At 71.4% G+C, this 16,133-nt stretch carries 16 protein-coding genes and 3 pseudogenes; 8 read left to right on the forward strand and 11 right to left on the reverse strand.

Annotation, left to right across the window (positions count from 1 at the left end; translation table 11 throughout):
- Positions 1 to 11 precede the first annotated feature (11 nt).
- Positions 12 to 2,675: a type 1 periplasmic-binding domain-containing protein gene (locus ABD329_RS00660; protein WP_198275662.1), complete on the reverse strand. Its 2,664-nt coding sequence runs from the start codon at positions 2,673 to 2,675 to the stop codon at positions 12 to 14.
- A 111-nt stretch (positions 2,676 to 2,786) separates the two neighbouring features.
- Complete coding sequence (locus ABD329_RS00665; protein ID WP_344315776.1) at positions 2,787 to 2,987, reverse strand: hypothetical protein; 201 nt, start codon at positions 2,985 to 2,987, stop codon at positions 2,787 to 2,789.
- On the opposite strand from ABD329_RS00665, the gene ABD329_RS00670 reads away from it, so the two are divergent.
- Together ABD329_RS00670 and ABD329_RS00675 are read left to right on the forward strand one after the other, a co-directional pair.
- Positions 2,970 to 3,566 carry a Rossmann-fold NAD(P)-binding domain-containing protein gene (locus ABD329_RS00670; RefSeq protein WP_309142634.1) on the forward strand — a complete coding sequence of 199 codons (597 nt, stop codon included), beginning with the start codon at positions 2,970 to 2,972 and terminating at the stop codon, positions 3,564 to 3,566. The genes ABD329_RS00665 and ABD329_RS00670 overlap by 18 nt on opposite strands.
- A 149-nt stretch (positions 3,567 to 3,715) precedes the next feature.
- Positions 3,716 to 4,285 (forward strand): CGNR zinc finger domain-containing protein, encoded by a 570-nt coding sequence (locus ABD329_RS00675; RefSeq protein WP_198275663.1) that lies wholly within the window; start codon positions 3,716 to 3,718, stop codon positions 4,283 to 4,285.
- Positions 4,286 to 4,292: 7 nt separating this feature from the next.
- Here the strand turns inward: ABD329_RS00675 and ABD329_RS00680 are convergent, their stop codons facing one another.
- The gene (locus ABD329_RS00680; RefSeq protein WP_309142635.1) at positions 4,293 to 4,547 is read right to left on the reverse strand and encodes a zinc-binding dehydrogenase; all 255 of its coding nucleotides are present in this window, start codon (positions 4,545 to 4,547) and stop codon (positions 4,293 to 4,295) included.
- Positions 4,548 to 4,785: 238 nt separating this feature from the next.
- Between ABD329_RS00680 and ABD329_RS48095 the strand changes: the two are divergent.
- From ABD329_RS48095 to ABD329_RS00700, 4 genes and pseudogenes are all read left to right on the forward strand, one after another.
- Positions 4,786 to 4,881: pseudogene (locus ABD329_RS48095) on the forward strand (short-chain dehydrogenase); the annotation flags it as partial.
- 209 nt (positions 4,882 to 5,090) lie between these two features.
- Positions 5,091 to 5,651, forward strand: coding sequence for a TetR/AcrR family transcriptional regulator (locus ABD329_RS00690; protein ID WP_198275665.1), 561 nt, complete (start codon positions 5,091 to 5,093; stop codon positions 5,649 to 5,651).
- Positions 5,648 to 6,541: an aldo/keto reductase gene (locus ABD329_RS00695; RefSeq protein WP_198275666.1), complete on the forward strand. Its 894-nt coding sequence runs from the start codon at positions 5,648 to 5,650 to the stop codon at positions 6,539 to 6,541. Before ABD329_RS00690 ends, ABD329_RS00695 begins: the two co-directional genes overlap by 4 nt.
- Positions 6,542 to 6,643: 102 nt before the next feature.
- Positions 6,644 to 7,663: an NADPH:quinone reductase gene (locus ABD329_RS00700; protein WP_198275667.1), complete on the forward strand. Its 1,020-nt coding sequence runs from the start codon at positions 6,644 to 6,646 to the stop codon at positions 7,661 to 7,663.
- A gap of 27 nt (positions 7,664 to 7,690) precedes the next feature.
- On the opposite strand, the gene ABD329_RS00705 is transcribed toward ABD329_RS00700, so the two are convergent.
- From ABD329_RS00705 to ABD329_RS00715, 3 genes are all read right to left on the reverse strand, one after another.
- On the reverse strand, positions 7,691 to 8,308 hold the full coding sequence (locus ABD329_RS00705; protein ID WP_198275668.1) for a TOPRIM nucleotidyl transferase/hydrolase domain-containing protein: 618 nt from the start codon (positions 8,306 to 8,308) through the stop codon (positions 7,691 to 7,693).
- Between the two features lie 78 nt (positions 8,309 to 8,386).
- Entirely contained in the window at positions 8,387 to 9,574 is a 1,188-nt protein-coding gene (locus ABD329_RS00710; RefSeq protein WP_198275669.1) for a MalY/PatB family protein, read from the reverse strand.
- Positions 9,571 to 10,038 carry a DinB family protein gene (locus tag ABD329_RS00715; protein WP_198275670.1) on the reverse strand — a complete coding sequence of 156 codons (468 nt, stop codon included), beginning with the start codon at positions 10,036 to 10,038 and terminating at the stop codon, positions 9,571 to 9,573. The genes ABD329_RS00710 and ABD329_RS00715 overlap by 4 nt, the downstream gene beginning before the upstream one ends.
- 276 nt (positions 10,039 to 10,314) lie before the next feature.
- On the opposite strand from ABD329_RS00715, the pseudogene ABD329_RS00720 reads away from it, so the two are divergent.
- Together ABD329_RS00720 and ABD329_RS48100 are read left to right on the forward strand one after the other, a co-directional pair.
- A pseudogene (locus ABD329_RS00720) lies at positions 10,315 to 10,569 on the forward strand (DSD1 family PLP-dependent enzyme); the annotation flags it as partial.
- Between the two features lie 101 nt (positions 10,570 to 10,670).
- A pseudogene (locus ABD329_RS48100) lies at positions 10,671 to 10,937 on the forward strand (AMP-binding protein); the annotation flags it as partial.
- Positions 10,938 to 10,976: 39 nt separating this feature from the next.
- Here the strand turns inward: ABD329_RS48100 and ABD329_RS00725 are convergent.
- The 5 genes from ABD329_RS00725 to ABD329_RS00745 form a co-directional block, all read right to left on the reverse strand.
- A complete protein-coding gene (locus ABD329_RS00725) occupies positions 10,977 to 12,167 on the reverse strand; it encodes a hypothetical protein (protein ID WP_246618228.1) in 1,191 nt (396 codons plus the stop codon).
- Between the two features lie 126 nt (positions 12,168 to 12,293).
- Positions 12,294 to 13,454: an NAD(P)/FAD-dependent oxidoreductase gene (locus ABD329_RS00730; protein WP_198275672.1), complete on the reverse strand. Its 1,161-nt coding sequence runs from the start codon at positions 13,452 to 13,454 to the stop codon at positions 12,294 to 12,296.
- A 20-nt stretch (positions 13,455 to 13,474) separates the two neighbouring features.
- The gene (locus ABD329_RS00735) at positions 13,475 to 14,239 is read right to left on the reverse strand and encodes an amino acid ABC transporter ATP-binding protein (RefSeq protein WP_214664593.1); all 765 of its coding nucleotides are present in this window, start codon (positions 14,237 to 14,239) and stop codon (positions 13,475 to 13,477) included.
- A complete protein-coding gene (locus ABD329_RS00740; protein ID WP_198275673.1) occupies positions 14,236 to 15,171 on the reverse strand; it encodes an amino acid ABC transporter permease in 936 nt (311 codons plus the stop codon). The genes ABD329_RS00735 and ABD329_RS00740 overlap by 4 nt, the downstream gene beginning before the upstream one ends.
- Entirely contained in the window at positions 15,168 to 16,079 is a 912-nt protein-coding gene (locus ABD329_RS00745; protein ID WP_198275674.1) for an ABC transporter substrate-binding protein, read from the reverse strand. Before ABD329_RS00745 ends, ABD329_RS00740 begins: the two co-directional genes overlap by 4 nt.
- Between the last annotated feature and the right edge of the window lie 54 nt (positions 16,080 to 16,133).

Genomic DNA, 16,133 nt, shown 5'->3' on the forward strand with positions numbered 1-16,133 from the left:
AATTTCCCTGGTCAATCGCTTGCGCCGGGGTTCTGCGGCACCACACACCGGTCGTCCGCGGCCGGGGCCCCCTTCGGCCAGGCCAGGGCCTCGAAGCTCAGCTTGGCGCGCATCGGGTCGAGCCGGACGATGGCCAGCGCCTTGTTGTACGGGTTGCCGGCGTTCGTCAGACAGATCCAGCCACCCGCTCCCTGGACCCGGAACGCGGAGTTCAGGTTCTCGTAGTCCTCCTTGATCCGCTCCTTCGACGGGACCGGGGTCCGGGTGGTGGCCGCCGCCTTCGTCAGGGCCTTCGCGGCGGTCAGGATCACATCGTGGGTCTCGATGGCCCGTCCGTCGTCGAACCGCACGGTGCCCAGCTTTCCCGCATGGGCCCTGGCCGCGGCGCGCAACTGCGCCATGGCCCGCTGCGGTTCGATCAGGTAGCGCGGCAGCTCCCCGGGGGCCGTCCGCCGCTTTCCCACCCGCTTCTTCCAGCGCCCGACCTCCACGTCCCAGGCGTCGGGGTGTGCCGGTGCCGCGTACAGGACGTTGACGGTCGGGGTGCCCGCGCCCGGGTCGCCCCGCAGCAGGGCGCGTTCGGTGCCGTCGAGGCGTTCGTCGAGGGTGGTCGCGTCGGAGCCGGAGATGACCGTGTACGACTTCTTCCGGGCGCAGTAGGTACGGGCCAGCTTCTTCACGAACAGCTCCAGATGGAACGCCCGGCCCGCGAAGTAGACGACGCGCGCCTTGGATTCGCAGAGATTCATGGCGAAGGTCTCGAACTCGTTCGGGGTGACCCCCGCGACCTCCGGCCCCTCCGAGGTGAACGTCATGTCCTGGGCTCCGGCACCGCCGCCCCGGGCCTCGGTGAACGCGTCCCGCAGCGACTTGTCGTAGCTGTCGTCCGGCCGGGTGTCGGCCACCAGCGCCGTCTGCGCGCGGGCCAGCCCCGGGTCGTAGCGCAGCAGCGCGGCGGCCTGGCCCTTGGCCGTGGACACCACCCGGGCCAGACCCGGATAGCGGTAGGGGCCCGGACCGTCGGCGTTGGCGAACGACTGGGAGGTGACCAGCCCGGCCACGACGGGGATCCTCAGCTCGTTGGTCAGGTGGCTCATGGCCTGCTGGGTGGAGTCCAGGCTCAGATTGAAACCCACGACCATCCGCAGCTCGGGCTCCTGGTCGACCAGCCGGTCCACCGTGTACCGCCACGCCCGGTAGTCCCGGCCCGGGTTGGCCGCCACCAGCCGGATGGGCGGGGTCGCGTCCGAGCCGTTCGCCTGGAGCTGTCCCAGATAGGCGCCCTGCACCTCGCTGAGGATCTGCCGGCGCACCGCCGGGTTGTCCGACTCCATCGGAATCATCAGCGCCACGGTCGCATGCGCCGTATGCGCGATCCGCTCGTTCTCCGCCTCGATTCCGGCGAAGACCTCGCGCATGCCCCGCAGACCGGGCATGAAGACCCCGGTCCCGTCCGAGACGCCGACACAGTCCGCGCCCCGCATCAGCAACCGCTCGCCACAGCCGTCCGCACGGCCCCACGGGGCCCAGTTCAGCAGCCCGGCGAGCACCGCGGACACCACCGCCACGGTGCCGGCGGACAACATCGCCGGGCCCCATCGGCCCGCCCCGAGCGCGGGCAGCGGAGCCGGTGGCGGGGAGGCGAGCCGCACCTGGAGCACCCGGCTCGGCAGCGGTACGTCCTGACTGCGCCGCCACCGCTCCACCGCCTCGTCCCGGGCGCGGAACCGGTCGGGCACCGCGGCGGTGATCTCCTCGGCCGTCACGGGCGGCTGTTCGCCCCGTGGCGGAGGCGCGGCGCCGGGGGCGGAGGTGGCGATGACGACGGGATGCACCCGCAGCTCGCGCGCCCCGTCGTCATAGGCGTCCAGCAGCCGGTCCCTGATCTGCCGCCGTGCGGCGGACCGGTCGACGTCCGGCAGCAGGATGACCGGGCGCCGCGCCCGGTTGAGGCGGCGGAAGCGGCCGTAATGCGCGTCGATGTCCGCGAGCAGCGCCTCGACGAGCAGCAACTGCTTGTCCGCCACGGGTTCTCGCTGCCGGGCGCGCAGCTCCCGGAAGACCTCCAGCTGGGTGACGACCCGGCCCCGGAACCACTTCCTGCGGTACCAGCGCACCGTACGGCGGTGGGGCAGGCGGCAGACGTCGGCCACCTTCACCAGCACCCCGACCAGCCCGCCCAGCTGCTGGGCGATCTGCTCGTCCCGGGCCAGCGCCTCGGCCCGCTCCTTCATCTCCTGAAGGGTGTAGCGGCGTTCCTCGGCGATCGCCTGCTTGACCATCCGCGCGATCTTGGCGTTCTGCTTGGCCGGCATCTGGCCGTCGTCCGGCCGCCACACGTACAGCGCCGCGAAGGCCGCCGCGAAGCGGGGGAAGCCGATGGGCAGCCGGTAGGCCGGGCGGCCGTCGTAACCGCAGCCCTGGGCGATGGCCAGCAGTTCGGTGACGACCTGCTGCTCCGGGGTCTCCTCCGCCGGCAGCTCATCCGGACAGTTGACCGGCAGAACGCCGCGGTGCCGCTCGTGGAAGAGGCGGGGCCAGCCGCGGACGGTCGCCTCCTCACCCTCGAGCTGAAGGATCAGCGCCCCGCTCGAACGGTGGAACCTCAACCGCCCGAAGCGCAGCCGGTCCCTGATCGTCAGCTGCGCCAGCGCCGCGTCCAACGCCTGTTCCATCTCTGCCCCCGTCCTCCGAAGGGGTGAGGGTAGGGCAGGGGCCCGGGAGGGGTCCCGGGCCTCAGGGGGTATCGGCACGGGGGTCCAGGGCGCCCCCTCCGACGGCGACTCCTAGTCCGGCTGTTCGCCTCGCGTGGCATGCGCGTACGGCTCGTCCGCCGGTACCGCGCCGCGCAGCGCGTGGATCATCGTGCCCAGCAGCGGATTGCTGTTCTCGTGCCGGTGCAGGGCCATCACGCGGCGGAACGCCAAGCGCTGCGTCAGCCGACTCGCCTCCACCGAGTCGTCGGGTGAGTGACCGAGCCCCGGCACGACGGCCACGCCGAGCCCGGCGCCACCGTCGTCGCCGTCTCCACCGCCGAGGGAGCCCTTCACGACCCCGCCGGACTGGACGTGCCCGCGCTCCGGACCGCGCGGGAGGAGCACGGGGGCGACTTCGTCACCCGCCACCACCAGGGCATGGCCGTAGCACCCGGCCAGGAGCTCACCGTCGACTGCGACATCCTCGTGCCGGCGGCCTCGCAGGACGTCATCGACGAGACAACCGCCCACCAGATCAAGGCCAAGCTGGTGGTGGAAGGCGCCAATCTGCCCACCTCGCCGCGGGCACAGTCCGTCCTCGCGGAACGCGGCATCTCCCTGCTGCCCGACTTCGTGGCCAACGCCGGTGGTGTCGTCGCCGCCGCCTTCGCCATGGACGCCCGCTACTCCGGATTCCGGCCCGAGACCTCCACCATCTTCGAGACGATCTCCAAGCGGCTGCGCGCCAACGCCGTCACCGTGCTCGAAGAGGCCCAGCGCCGCGCCACCACCCCGCATATGGCCGGGCGCGGCCTCGCCGAGGAACGCGTCCGCGCCGCCATGCGCAGCAAGGGCCGCATCCGACCTTGATCCTTCTGTTACCTGTCAGTCCGGTGACGGCGGCAGGGCGGGCACACTGGGGTCGATCACGGCGATCCCCATTCGACCTGGTGAGGGCAGAAGGGCCCTCCGTAGGGGATGGCATCGACAACCAGGACGTTACCCGGCAATATGGTCACGTGGATGAGTTCGTCTTTGTGAGCGGTCGCCTCTGCCTCGACCTGGCGGGCACGAAGCTGTGGCGACGCGGTCTCCGTACGGAGCTGCTGACCTCCCCGAGCGATGTGAGCCGCTGGATCAGCCAGGCGGAGCTGCTGGACGATCCTGGCCCCATGGACACGCGGGGGCTGGAGCGGGTCCGCCGTCTGCGAGAGGCGATCTACACCCTGGTGCGTTCCTGGCCTCCCGGAGACCCGTCGGACGCGGAGTTCAAGGAGGCCCTCGCCGAGGTGAACGACGCGGCCCGGCTGCCGCTGCCCAGGCATCAGCTCGACGCGTCGGGGCGGCTGACGCGGACGGGCGGCGTGGACGAGGTCCTCGGCGCGGTGGCGCGCGACGCCGTGGACCTGCTGAGCTCGGCCCAGCTCGCCAAGGCCAAGGAGTGTGCGAACCCCGACTGCACCCGTCTCTTCGTGGATGTGTCGCGCTCGGGAGCCCGGCGGTGGTGCGGGATGGCGGAGTGCGGAAACAAGCACAAGGCCGCCAGCTACCGGAAGCGGAAGAAGCAGCAGGCCGCCGTGGAAAACTGAGAATGTGTCAGCCGACCTCGATGACGATCCTGCCGGGGGTTCCACCGGCGGCCAGGGCACGCTGCGCGTCGGCCGCGCGCGCCAGCGGATAGGTGGCGCCGATCCGGACGTGGAGCCCGTCGGCCTCGGCGAGTTCCACCAGCGCCGTGAGGCCCGCGTGGTCCATGCGGCAGAAGACCGGAGCGACCCCCGGCACACCGATGTCGACGAGGGACGCCACGCGGGCGCCGGGTGCGGCGGCGTGTGCCGTCGCCGTCAGCACCCGCCGCCGACGGTGTCCAGGGCGTGGACAGGCCGCCGTGGGCGCGCTGCACATCGCTCCTGATGTATCCGACGACCTCGTCACCGGCCGGGAACTCCGGTGTGGCGAGGCCCGGGCGCTCCACCACACCGGCGATGTCCCAGCCGGGGAGCACCGGGACGTACGTATCGACGGCGCCGTCCAGCGCGCCCGCCTGCATGGCCAGGTCCGCGTGCACGTCTCGTCGCTGTCGCGGTCGATGCCGAACCCGAACCGGGTCCCGTACGGCTCCGCGAAGGCGGCTCTGACCCACTACAGCAAGGGCCTGGCGAACGAGGTCGCCCCATACGGCGTCCGGGTCCACAGCGTCACCCCCGGATTCACCTCGTCGCGTTCCTCGTCTCACCCCGCGCGGCGTCCATCGTCGGCGGCGAGTACGTCATCGACGGGGGCAGCAAGCCCACGGTGTGACGGCAGATCGTTTCCGAACCACAAAGAGAACAGCGATTCTGTTAACGTGTTCTCTGCGCAAACAGAACTGGCATTCTCTGTGGGGAGGGGTGTGTGGTGCCGCGGCTCACCGACGCGCGCAAGGAGCTCCGGCGTGCCCAGATCGCCGAGGCCGCCGTGCGCTGCTTCGGCCGCAATGGCCTGGAACGGACCTCGATCGCCGACATCACGGCCGAGTCCGGCCTCTCGGCCGGCTCGATCTACGCGCACTACCGCAACAAGGCCGACCTGGTCCAGGCCGCCGCCCGCGAGGTGCTCGCCAGGCGCGCCGAGGTCCTCGGCGAGTACGCCGCGAGCGACACTCCGCCCGACCCCGACGAACTGCTTGTCCGCCTGATCGCCGCCATCGACCCCGCCGAGGCCCGGGTCGGCGTGCAGACCTGGGGGGAGGCGACCACCGACCCGGTCATCCGCGACATCGTCGTCGACATGGTCGACCAGATGCGCGCGCTGCTGCGCGACTGCGTCACGGCCTGGCTGGTCAAGGTCGAGCACCAGGAGCCGGCCGCGGCCCGGGAGCGCGCCACCCCGATCGCCCACCGGGTGTCGGCGCTCTACCAGGCAGAACTGCTGTACACCGCCTTGCGATCACCGACCGAGGAGACAGCGTCATGACCACCCTGACCGCATCGTTCGCGGGCCGCACCGTCTTCCGGATCGGCTATGGCGCGGCGCAGCTCGCCCGGCTGCACGACCGCCGCGGCGAGGCCGTCGCGCTGCTGCGCCGCGCGGTCGGGCTGGGCGTCGACCACGTGGACACCGCCGAGTTCTACGGCTTCGGTTTGGCCAACGAGGTGATCCGCGAGGCGCTGCGCCCCGAGGACGGTGTCCTGGTCGTCACGAAGGTGGGCGCAGACCCCAACCCGGGCGGCCGCCTGCCGCTGCGGCAGGCTCAGCGGCCCGAGCAGCTGCGCGCCAGTGTCGAGGCCAACCTGCGCGGCCTCGGCGTCGACCGGCTCGACGTGGTCAACCTCCGCCGCCTGGACACCGGTCCGGGGCTGCGTCCCGAGCGCGACCAGGTCGTCGACCTCGACGACCAGCTCGCGGTGATGACCGCCCTGCGCGACGAGGGCAAGATCGGCGCGCTCGGTCTGAGCAGCGTCACCCTCGACGGCCTGCGCCGCGCCCTGCCCGCGGGCATCGCCTGCGTACAGAACGCGTACAGTCTCGCCTCCCGCGACGACGAGGACATGCTCGAACTGTGCGCGGCCGAGGGCATCGCCTGGGTGCCGTTCTTCCCGCTCGGCGGGGCCTTCCCGGGCCTGCCCAAGGTCACCGGGGAACCCGCCGTGCACGCCGCGGCCGAGGCCCTGGGCGTCACGCCCTCCCAGGTCGGCCTCGCCTGGCTGCTGCACCACGCCCCGAACGTGCTGCTCATCCCCGGCACCGCGGACGCCGACCACCTCGAGGCCAACATGGCGGTCGGCGAGATCACCCTCGACGCCGCGACCCTCGCCACCCTCGATGCCATCGAGTCCCGCTCCAACGAAGTCCCCATCGGCTGACCGGAACCAGCGCGACCAGAGTCGCGACCACATGCCGGACACCCTGACGGAACGTCAGGACGTGCCGGGAAACCCCGCTCCACCAGGCTCCGAGGACGGATCATGAAAGCCATCATCTACCGCGACAACGGCGACCCCGACGTTCTTCGGCTCGTCGACCGTGACCTGCCCGCGCCCGGCCCCGGCGAGGTCCGCGTCCGGATCGCCGTGTCCGGGATCAACCCGACCGACTGGAAGGCCCGCTCCGGCGCCTCCGGCCCCAAGCGCTTCCCCGAGGTCACCCCGCACCTCGATGGCGCCGGCACGATCGACGCCGTCGGGGAGGGGGTCGACCGCAGCCGGGTCGGTCAGCGGGTCTGGCTGTTCCTGGCCGCCGCCGGGCGGCCCACCGGTACCGCCGCCGAGTTCACCGTCGTGCCCGCCGAGCGGGCCGTCCCGCTGCCCGACGAGTCCGGTTTCGACGTCGGCGCCTCACTCGGCGTCCCCGCGCTCACCGCGCACCGCGCGCTCACCGTGGCCGAGGACGGGCCGCGCCGTCTGGGGCCCGGGGCGCTCGACGGCAAGGTGGTGCTCGCCGCGGGCGGGGCCGGGGCGGTCGGGCACGCGGTGATCCAGCTCGCCCGCTGGGCCGGCGCCACCGTGATCACCACGATCAGCGGTCCGGAGAAGGCCCGGCTGGCCACCGCCGCCGGGGCCCACCATGTGATCAACTACCGCGAGGGCGACCCGGCCGCCGAGATCCGCGAGCTCGCCCCGGACGGCGTCGACATCGTCGCCGAGGTGGCGCTGGGCGCGAACCTCGCACTGGACATGGCCGTGCTGCGGACCCGCGGCACGATCTCGACCTACGGCAACGACGGCGGCAAGCCGGTCGAACTGGACGTGATGCGGAACATGGTGCTGAACACACGCTTCCAGTTCGTGGTGCTCTACACGGTCGGTTCCGAGCCGCTCGCCGCGGCCGTCGCGGACGTCGCCGCCGCGGTCCGCGATGGCGCGCTGCCGGTCGGCGAGGAGCACGGCCTGCCGCTGGTCCGCTTTCCGCTCGACCGTACCGCCGACGCGCACCGGGCGGTGGAGAGCGGCGCGGTCGGCAAGGTCCTGGTGGACGTCGCGCCGTGACGCCCGGTCGGCCAGGGCCTTCGGTGGTCAGAGGCTGGTGAGCAGGGCGTCGAGTGGCGCGGGTACGCGGTCGTTGTCGAGGGCCTCGACGAGGACACGGCCGTAGTGGATCTTCCGCCCCTTCTTCGTACCGAGGAAGCGCCGCAACTGCTGCTGTGAGTCGCGGCCCCGCTGTGCGGGCTGGCGCAGGAAGGTCTGAAGGGCGCGCAGGTCGCCCTCCGCCCGGACGAGCTCCGCCACTCGTGTCACGCCCAGCGCGCGGATCAGCTCGTCCTCCAGATCCGCCGCGCAGACGAAGAACTCCTGCCGCGCCGCGTCGGCCCGCTCCAGACCGCGGGTGTAGTAGCGGCGCTCCGCTTCGTCGCACAGTCCGGTGAGGCGGAGACCCAGACCGGGTGGCCCGAGGAGCTGGGCGAAGCGTCCGACGCTCATGGCACCGCCCATCGGCAGGACGCAGACCCCTTCGGCCGCCAGGTCCCGGCCGCGGCGCGCGGCCAGCGAGCCGACCGCCGCGGCGTCGCTCGGCCCTTCGAGCAGGACGACCGCCCGGACGGGCAGCCGCGCGGCCAGCTCGCCCGCGGGGCCGCCGGGGCCACCGGCCGCCCACGCGGTGACCGCTTCCCGGAACGCCCCCATGTCAGCCATGGGATGAGTCTCCGGCCCTTCCGGCCGCCACGCCAGGGAATTTCACCTCCCCGGATCCAGCCCGGATCCAGCCCGGATTCAGCCCCGTCGCAGCGCTCGGACGAGTCCCGCCAGGATGTCCTCGAGGACGGCATGGGACGTGGCGAAGTTCAGCCGCAGAAAGCCGTCGGCGTCCGGGCCGAAGGGACTGCCCCCGTCGAGCAGGACACCGCCCTCCCGCAGCACTCTCTCCACGGGTGGTTCGCCGAGCCCCAGCGGCCGTGCGTCGAACCAGGCCAGATAGGTGGCCTCCGGGAGGTGATGACGCAGCTGGGGGAGTTGGGCGCTCAGCACCTGATGGACCCGTCGGCGATTGCGGTCCAGCACGGTGAGCAGGTTGCGCTGCCAGGCGTCGCCCTCTCGCCACGCGGCCTCGGTGGCGGCGACGCCGAGGGGCGATACGGCGCCGTAGAGGTCGGGTGGTTGTGCGTCGCGCAGCGCGAGCAGCCGGTCCGGGCCGTAGTGGGTGACCGCGCAGCGAATGGCCGCGAGGTTGAACGCCTTGGTGGCGGAGGTGAGGGTGACGGTGCGCCCGGCGGCGTCCGGGGAGAGGCTTGCGAACGGTATGTGGCGATGCGGCTCATGGACCAGTTCGGCGTGGATCTCGTCGCTGATGACCAGCAGATCGTGCCGACGGACGATGGCGGCGATCTCCTCCAGCTCCGCACGGGTCAGCGCGCGGCCCGTCGGGTTGTGCGGGTTGACCAGCACCAGCGCCTTACAGCCCGACTCCGCCACCGCGGTGTCGAGTGCGGCCAGATCCATGCACCAGCCCTCGGCGGAGTCGTGCATCGGGATGGGCACGGCCCGTCGGTTCATCGTCGCCAATGTGGCGAGGAACGGAGGGTAGTTGGGCGTCTGTACGGCCACCGCGTCACCCGCGCTCGTGGCGAGGTGCAGGACGAGTTGCAGACACTGGATCAGATCGGTCTGCTCACGTACGCGGTCCGCGGGCGCCGCCCAGGCGTAGCGGTCCATCATCCGCTGTGCGAACGCGCGCCGGAGCGGACTGCCGTCCGGCCAGTCCGGATAGCCGAGATCGCGGCGGTCCACGGCCTCCCGCAGTGCGGCGACCACCACCGGAGGGGTGGGGAAGTCCATGTCCGCCACCCATGCGGGGAGCACCCGCGGTCCCGGACGGTGCCATTTGACGCTGCGGCGGGCGCGCAGCCAGTCGAGGCCGAGGTCGTCGAAGCCGGGCACCGGCCCGGGCGGGATGACGCTCATGAACGCGCTCCCCGCTTGAGCAGATCACGGGTGATCTGTATGTGGCCGTGGTGCTGGGCGAGCTCTTCGAGTACGTGCAGCTGGACACCGTGCACGCTCAGCGGGCGGTCCGGCCCCTCGAACTCGGCGGGCGGTGTGTTGTGCGGGAGCACCGTCGGCGTCACCGGTTCGAGGTCGGTCGCCAGCCGCTGGAAGAGTGCGTCGACCTTCCGCCGCAGCTCGTGCGCGCTTCCCGTGGCGGTGAACTCCGCGGCGCGGTCACGGTCGACCTCCCGCCCGGCGACGACATGCCCGATCCAGTAGTCGGCGACCCCAACGCAGTGGTACGCGATCGCGTAGGCGGAGTTGGCGCCCGGAAGCGGCGGGCGGACGTTTCCCGCGTCATCGCCCAGGTCTTCCAAGGCGCCGAGCATGCCGTCGAAGGCGCGGCGCAAGAAGTACAGATATTCGCTCTGGTCTCGCAAGGTGGAGTCCTCGTCGATGGGGAGAGGTGGGATCTGCTTTCGTCACCGGCTTATGCGGTGACGGAATTAGGATGGGGTTCCTGAGCGGGCTTGTCAACGCTCCATTTCCTCGTGCGGAGGGTGCGGAGGGGGCGAATCATCACCACATCGACAGGTGTCCTCATCGATGTGGTAGACCATCCGGACCTAGCAACATTGTCTAGAAGTGGAATTTCGGTCGATTGGCATGAGCGCGGGACACGCCCCGGCCCTACTCGAGAAGACGGACGTCACTCCATGACCACCACGCCCTCCACCCCTGCCGGGACGCTGGCCGACCCCGACACCCCGTTCGCGGTGGTCGACGTACACAAGGCGCTGCGGAACATCGACCGACTCGCCGCCAAGGCCGACCACCTCGGCGTCGTTCTGCGGCCGCACGTCAAGACGGCCAAGACCACCGACGGCGGCTACACCGACGTCGGCGCGGATGCCTCCCGCCGGGCCGGAATCGGCATCCCCGCGCAGATCGAGATCGACTGCGACGGCCACCCCAGGGCAAGGGCGGCCGCGGCCGGATCGGCCGCCCCCGTCGACGGGCAACCAAGCGGATCGTGCCATCGTCCTGAACGACGGGTCGCCTCAAGGAAGTCATGCGGTGCGTACGCACGCCGACATCGTCAAACCACTGCCGGAACTGCTCGCGGACCACGCCCGTCGCCTCGAGGACAAGGTCTCTTTCCAGGACCGGCTTCGGGCGCGTGACCCACCGGGAGCTGGAACGGAGGACCGCACGGCTGGCCGGGCACCTGGCCGGACTCGGCCTGACGCGCGGTGACCGGGGGGCCGTACTGCTCGGCAACCGTGTCGAGGCGGTCGAGAGCCTGCTCGCCGTCACCCGGGCGAGCGGCGTGGGCGTGCCTCTGGATCCAGGGAGCCCGGAGGAGGAACTGACCCGCCTACTGGACGACAGCGGGGCACCCCTCCATCACGCGATGAGCCAGGTGGTGTGCTTCCTCGGGGTGACCGCGGTGGGGGCGAGCGCGGTGCTGCATGGAGCTGTCCGGCTTCAAGCGGCCGTCATCCTGGTGGACACCTATCCCCCCGACCACGGCGACCGGGGCCGGACGCTCTCCGCCGGGCGCCGAACCCGCCCCGGACTGGAGCCTGCCGCACGCCGAGGTCATCGTGGACGGGGACCACTTCACCATGCTGGAGGAACACGCCCGTACCATGGCGTATCCGGGACGCCCCAGAGCGATACGCAGATGTGGCGGGAGCCCCCGGTCCCGCGGCGCGGACCGCCGGTCCGGGTCCGGCGCGGGCGGACCGCTGACCCGGCCTCCCCACGCCCACAACTTGGCCGTGCCGGTGGGCACCAGCAGGACCGAGGAGCATCCGGCAGCCGTCAGCAGCCGCGTCGCGGCGTCGGCGAGTTCATCGGCCCCGCCGGCCACTTCAGTGTCGGACCAGGCGATGAGCGCCAGATGGTGCACGGTCAGGTCGTAGGAGAGTCGGCTCATGGCCAAGTCGCGGTCGATCTCCCGGCCCGCGAGGACGTCCCGCACCATCTCCTGCCGGGCCGCCGCGGCGCCGGCGAGCCAGCGGTCACGGGTGACGGCGAACTCCTGTGCCATCAGGGCGCTCAGCGCGGCCATCCCCTCGAACAAGTCCGCGGACATCTGCCGCATACCCTCCGCCTGGCTCTCCGGGGGCAGATGGGCACCGCACCAGTCGAAGAGCCTGCCGAGGAAGTCCGAGTGGAACAGTTGGACGCCCTGGAGCCCCACGTCCACCGATACACCCCTCGGCACGGCTTCCCTGACCAGGGCGGAGATCTCGCTGCGCAGAGCGGCGGGCGGAGTGTGGTCCCCCGACAGGGAGACGACGGCGGACAGAGCCAGGGCCTCGTAGGAACGGCGCGGCCGGAAGTGGACGTACCGGACGTCGGAGAGGCCGTGGACGTTTCGTCTGGCCGCCATGGCCTGGCCGGCCTCGATGGCCCACCCCGCCGCCGCGCGGCCGACCCGGGCGACCACCTCGGCGACCAGCATGGGATCGGACACGGCTGAGCCGACGACCGCCTCGTCCTCGGGCCGGAGCCGTCCCAGCCATGCCCGCTCCGGGGTCCTGATCCCGTCCGTGCTCACCAGGCGCCCCGGCGCATGGGCCGACCGTGACTCATCTGCTGTCCCGTGTTTCCTTGTCGGCGCGTACGCCGTCGCACTCCTGGCCCCTCCACAGTAGTGCTCCACCGCCACCGCCCCGGCCCCCGGTCAACCGGCTTCGGCGCGGTGCCCGCTCATCACCGCCAGGCTTTCGTCGCGGATGGGATGTGAGGTGTCGCGGTCGGGCCGGTAAGGAGCCAGCGTGGGTTCGGGCACGGAAGTGGTGAGTTCCTCGGCGGCGAGGGCGGCGAGGAGCGGGGCGAGGGTGACGCCGCTGTGGGTGGTGATGGTGTAGAGGCCGGGAGCCTGGAGGTGCGGGCCGACCAGGGGAAGGCCGTCCTCGGGAACGGGACGGACACCGATCCGGGTACCCCCCAGGGAGCGGAAGGCGGGCAGGATCGCGGCGCACCGGCTGAGGAGGTCCGCTTCGGGCGGCACATCGGTTGACGCGGTCGGGGCGAGGAGGGCGTCGACCGGCCAGGAGATGGCGCAGACCCGGTTGCCCGGGGCGGGGCGCAGATCGACGCCGGGGGTGGCGACGATGGCGCGCAGCGGCTCGGCGAGCGGGACGGACTCGCCCACCAGACCGGGGATCTGGCGCAGCGGCAGCCGTACCCCGGCCAGTTCGGCGATGCGCCCGGCGTCGGGGCCCGCACAGTTGACGACGTGGTCGGCTTCGAAGCGCCGGCCCCGTGCCTCGGCGCCGCGCACCCGCTCACCGTCCAGCAGCAGGGCGGTGACGGGACTGTCGTAGCGGATGTCGGCGCCCAGGGCCGCGGCCCGGTCCAGGAGGGTGCGCGCGAGGAGGGGGGCGTCGTACCAGGCGGCGTCGTCGTGCACCACGAGTTCGGTGGCGCCGCAGGAGGCGGGGTCGACGGCGGGTGCGAGCGTGCGCAGCTCGCCCGGGTCGGCGATGCGGCAGGGGTGCCCCCAGCCCGCGAGGCGCTCGGCACGGGCGCGGAGGACGCGCTGTTCCTCCTCGGTGTGGCCCCACTGGACGAGCGGCACAAGATGGCGCCAGCCGACGGCCCCTGTGTCCGCGTGGATCTCCTGCTCCAGCTCGCGGTGGAGCGCGGCGCTGCGCCGGTTGAGCAGGAAGTAGGAGTGGGGGGTCTTCAGATGGGTGACGTCGATGGAGAAGGTGGCGCTGGAGGTGCCCGGCGTGCGGCCGCCGGCGTCGAGCACGGTGACGCTGACACCTGCCTCGGCCAGGCGGTGGGCGGTGGCGGCGCCTATCACTCCGGCGCCGATGACGAGGGCACGGGTCATGGAGACTCCTTCGGTGGCGGTCAGAGGACCTTGCTGAGGAAGGCGCGGGTGCGTTCGTGGCGCGGGTCGCTCAGTACCTCGGCGGGCGGGCCGGTCTCGACGACGGCTCCGTCGTCCATGAACACCAGCGAGTCGCCGACCTCGCGGGCGAAGCCCATCTCATGGGTGACGACGACCATGGTCATGCCGTCGTCGGCGAGCGCTCGCATCACCTCCAGCACCTCTCCGACGAGTTCGGGGTCGAGCGCGGAGGTGGGTTCGTCGAAGAGCATCAGTTCGGGCTTCATCGCCAGCGCGCGGGCGATGGCCACCCGCTGCTGCTGGCCGCCGGAGAGCTGGGCGGGGTAGCTGCCCGCCTTGTCGGCGAGGCCGACGCGGTCGAGCAGTTCCGCGCCGCGTTCGCGGGCCTGTCTCTTCGGCACCTTCCTGACCTGGACGGGGGCCTCGATGACGTTTTCCAGCGCGGTCATGTGCGGAAAGAGGTTGAAGCGCTGGAAGACCATGCCGATGCCCCGGCGGCGTCGTGCGACGGCCTTCTCGTGCAGCTCGTGCAGCTTGCCGTCCCGCTCCTCGTAGCCGACGAGCTCGTCGCGGACGTACAGGCGTCCCCGGTCGATGGTCTCCAGATGGTTGACGCAGCGCAGGAAGGTGGACTTGCCGGACCCGGAGGGGCCCACCAGACACATCACCTCCCCGGGGGCGACGGTCAGGTCGATGCCCTTGAGCACGTCGGTGCGGCCGAAGCTCTTGTACACGCTCTCGGCTCTGATCACGGCTGGTGTCAACGTGCGCTCTCCTTACGGTGGTTCCGGGCCGCGCCGCGCAACCGCTGGAGCGGGGTGGGCGGCAGGTGGCGGCTGGTGCCGCGGCCGAAGCGCCGTTCCAGGTAGTACTGGCCGACGCCCAGCACGGAGGTCGCCACGAGGTACCAGAAGCAGGCGACGACCAGCAGCGGAACCTGCTGGAAGTTGCGTGAGTAGATGCCCTGGATGGAGGTCAGCAGCTCGGGCACGGCGATGGCGAAGACCAGCGAGGTGGTCTTCAGCATGGAGATCGCCTGATTGCCGGTGGGCGGGATGATGATGCGCAGTGCCTGCGGTAGCACGATGCGGCGCAGGGTCTGCCCGCGGGACATGCCCAGCGCCTGGGCGGCCTCGTTCTGACCGTCGTCGACGGAGGTGATGCCCGCGCGGACGATCTCGGCCATGTACGCCGCCTCGTGCAGCCCGAGGCCGAGGACGGCGGCGGCGAGCTGGGTGATGAGGTCGTTCGTGTCGGCCTGCACGAACGTCGGCCCCCAGGGGATGCCGAGGCCGATGGTGGGGACGATCGCGGAGAGGAAGTACCAGAAGAGGAGCTGGACCAGCAGCGGGGTGCCGCGGAAGAGCCAGATGTAGCACCAGCTGAGCCGGGAGAGTATCGGGTTGGCGGACATCCGCAGGACGGCGAGGACGACACCGCCGACGATGCCGAGTGCCATGGCGAGGAACGTCAGCAGCAGCGTGGTCCGCAGCCCCTCCATGATCACCGGCGAGAAGAGGAACTCACCGACGGTCCCCCACTGCATACGGGGATTGGTGATCCAGCCCTCCAGGAGGAAGACCAGCAGGAAGGCCACGACGACCGCGGCGACGCGCTGCCCCGGACGGCGCGGCGGGACGGGGCGCGGGGACGCGGCGGCGTCGCCGGAGTCCGTCCGGACGAGGGTCTCGGTCATGCCGTGCCCCCGTTCACCGTGGCGCTCTTCAGGGCTCCGGACCTGATGTTCCACTGCTTGAGGATCTTCGCGTAGGTGCCGTTGTCGATGAGTTTCTGTAGGGCACCGCGGACAGCCCGTACCAAGGTCGGCTCCTCCTTGTTGATCAGGATTCCGTAGGGCAGGAAGCGGTACGGCTCACCGGCCGTGCGGAACCTGCCGTGCGACATCTCCGCCTGGTAGACGACGGTGGGGGTGCCGCCGACGAACGCGTCGGCGCGGCCCGTGGACAGCGCCTGGAAGCAGCCGACGGAGTCGGGGAAGACCAGTTTCTCCAGCTCCGGCTTGCCGTTTGCCGCGCACTTCTCGGCCTGCGCCGCCACATCGTCCACCTGCGAGGTGCCCTGCTCGACGGCCACCTGGCTGCCGCACAGGCTGGTGAGGGAGTGGATGTTCCCGGCGGCCTTCCCGGAGGCGAGGATCGAGCTGCTGGTCTTCATGTAATCGACGAACGTGACCTGCGACTGACGCTCCTTCTTGTCGAGCATGGCCTGGATCGCCACGTCGTAGCGGCGGGACCGGACACCGCCGATGATGCTGTCGAAGTTCGTCTGCACCAGGCGCACACGGACGCCGAGGATTTGGCCGACCGCGTGAATGAGGTCGGGTTCGGCGCCGATGACGGTCTTGTTGTCGATGTCCAGGAGGGACAGCGGCGGGTAGTCGTTGCCGACCGCCGAAGTGATGGACCCTTTGTCGCGAATGTCCCGGGGGAGCAGGGCGTGGAGTGCGGGGTCGACGCGCTGCTCGGGCACCTTGGACTGGTTGACGGTCGTGGTGCCGCCACAGGCCGTCACGGTCGGCGTGAGCAGCGTCGCGAGCGCGAGGGGAAGTGCGGTGGCGCGGGCTCGCGCATGCCTTCCGGGCACGGTGCCTCCCTTCTGAGCCGCTGGTCAGAGGACCGGCGCGGGGCTGGTGAACGC

Source organism: Streptomyces javensis (assembly GCF_039525925.1).
Classification (GTDB): Bacteria; Actinomycetota; Actinomycetes; order Streptomycetales; family Streptomycetaceae; genus Streptomyces; species Streptomyces asiaticus.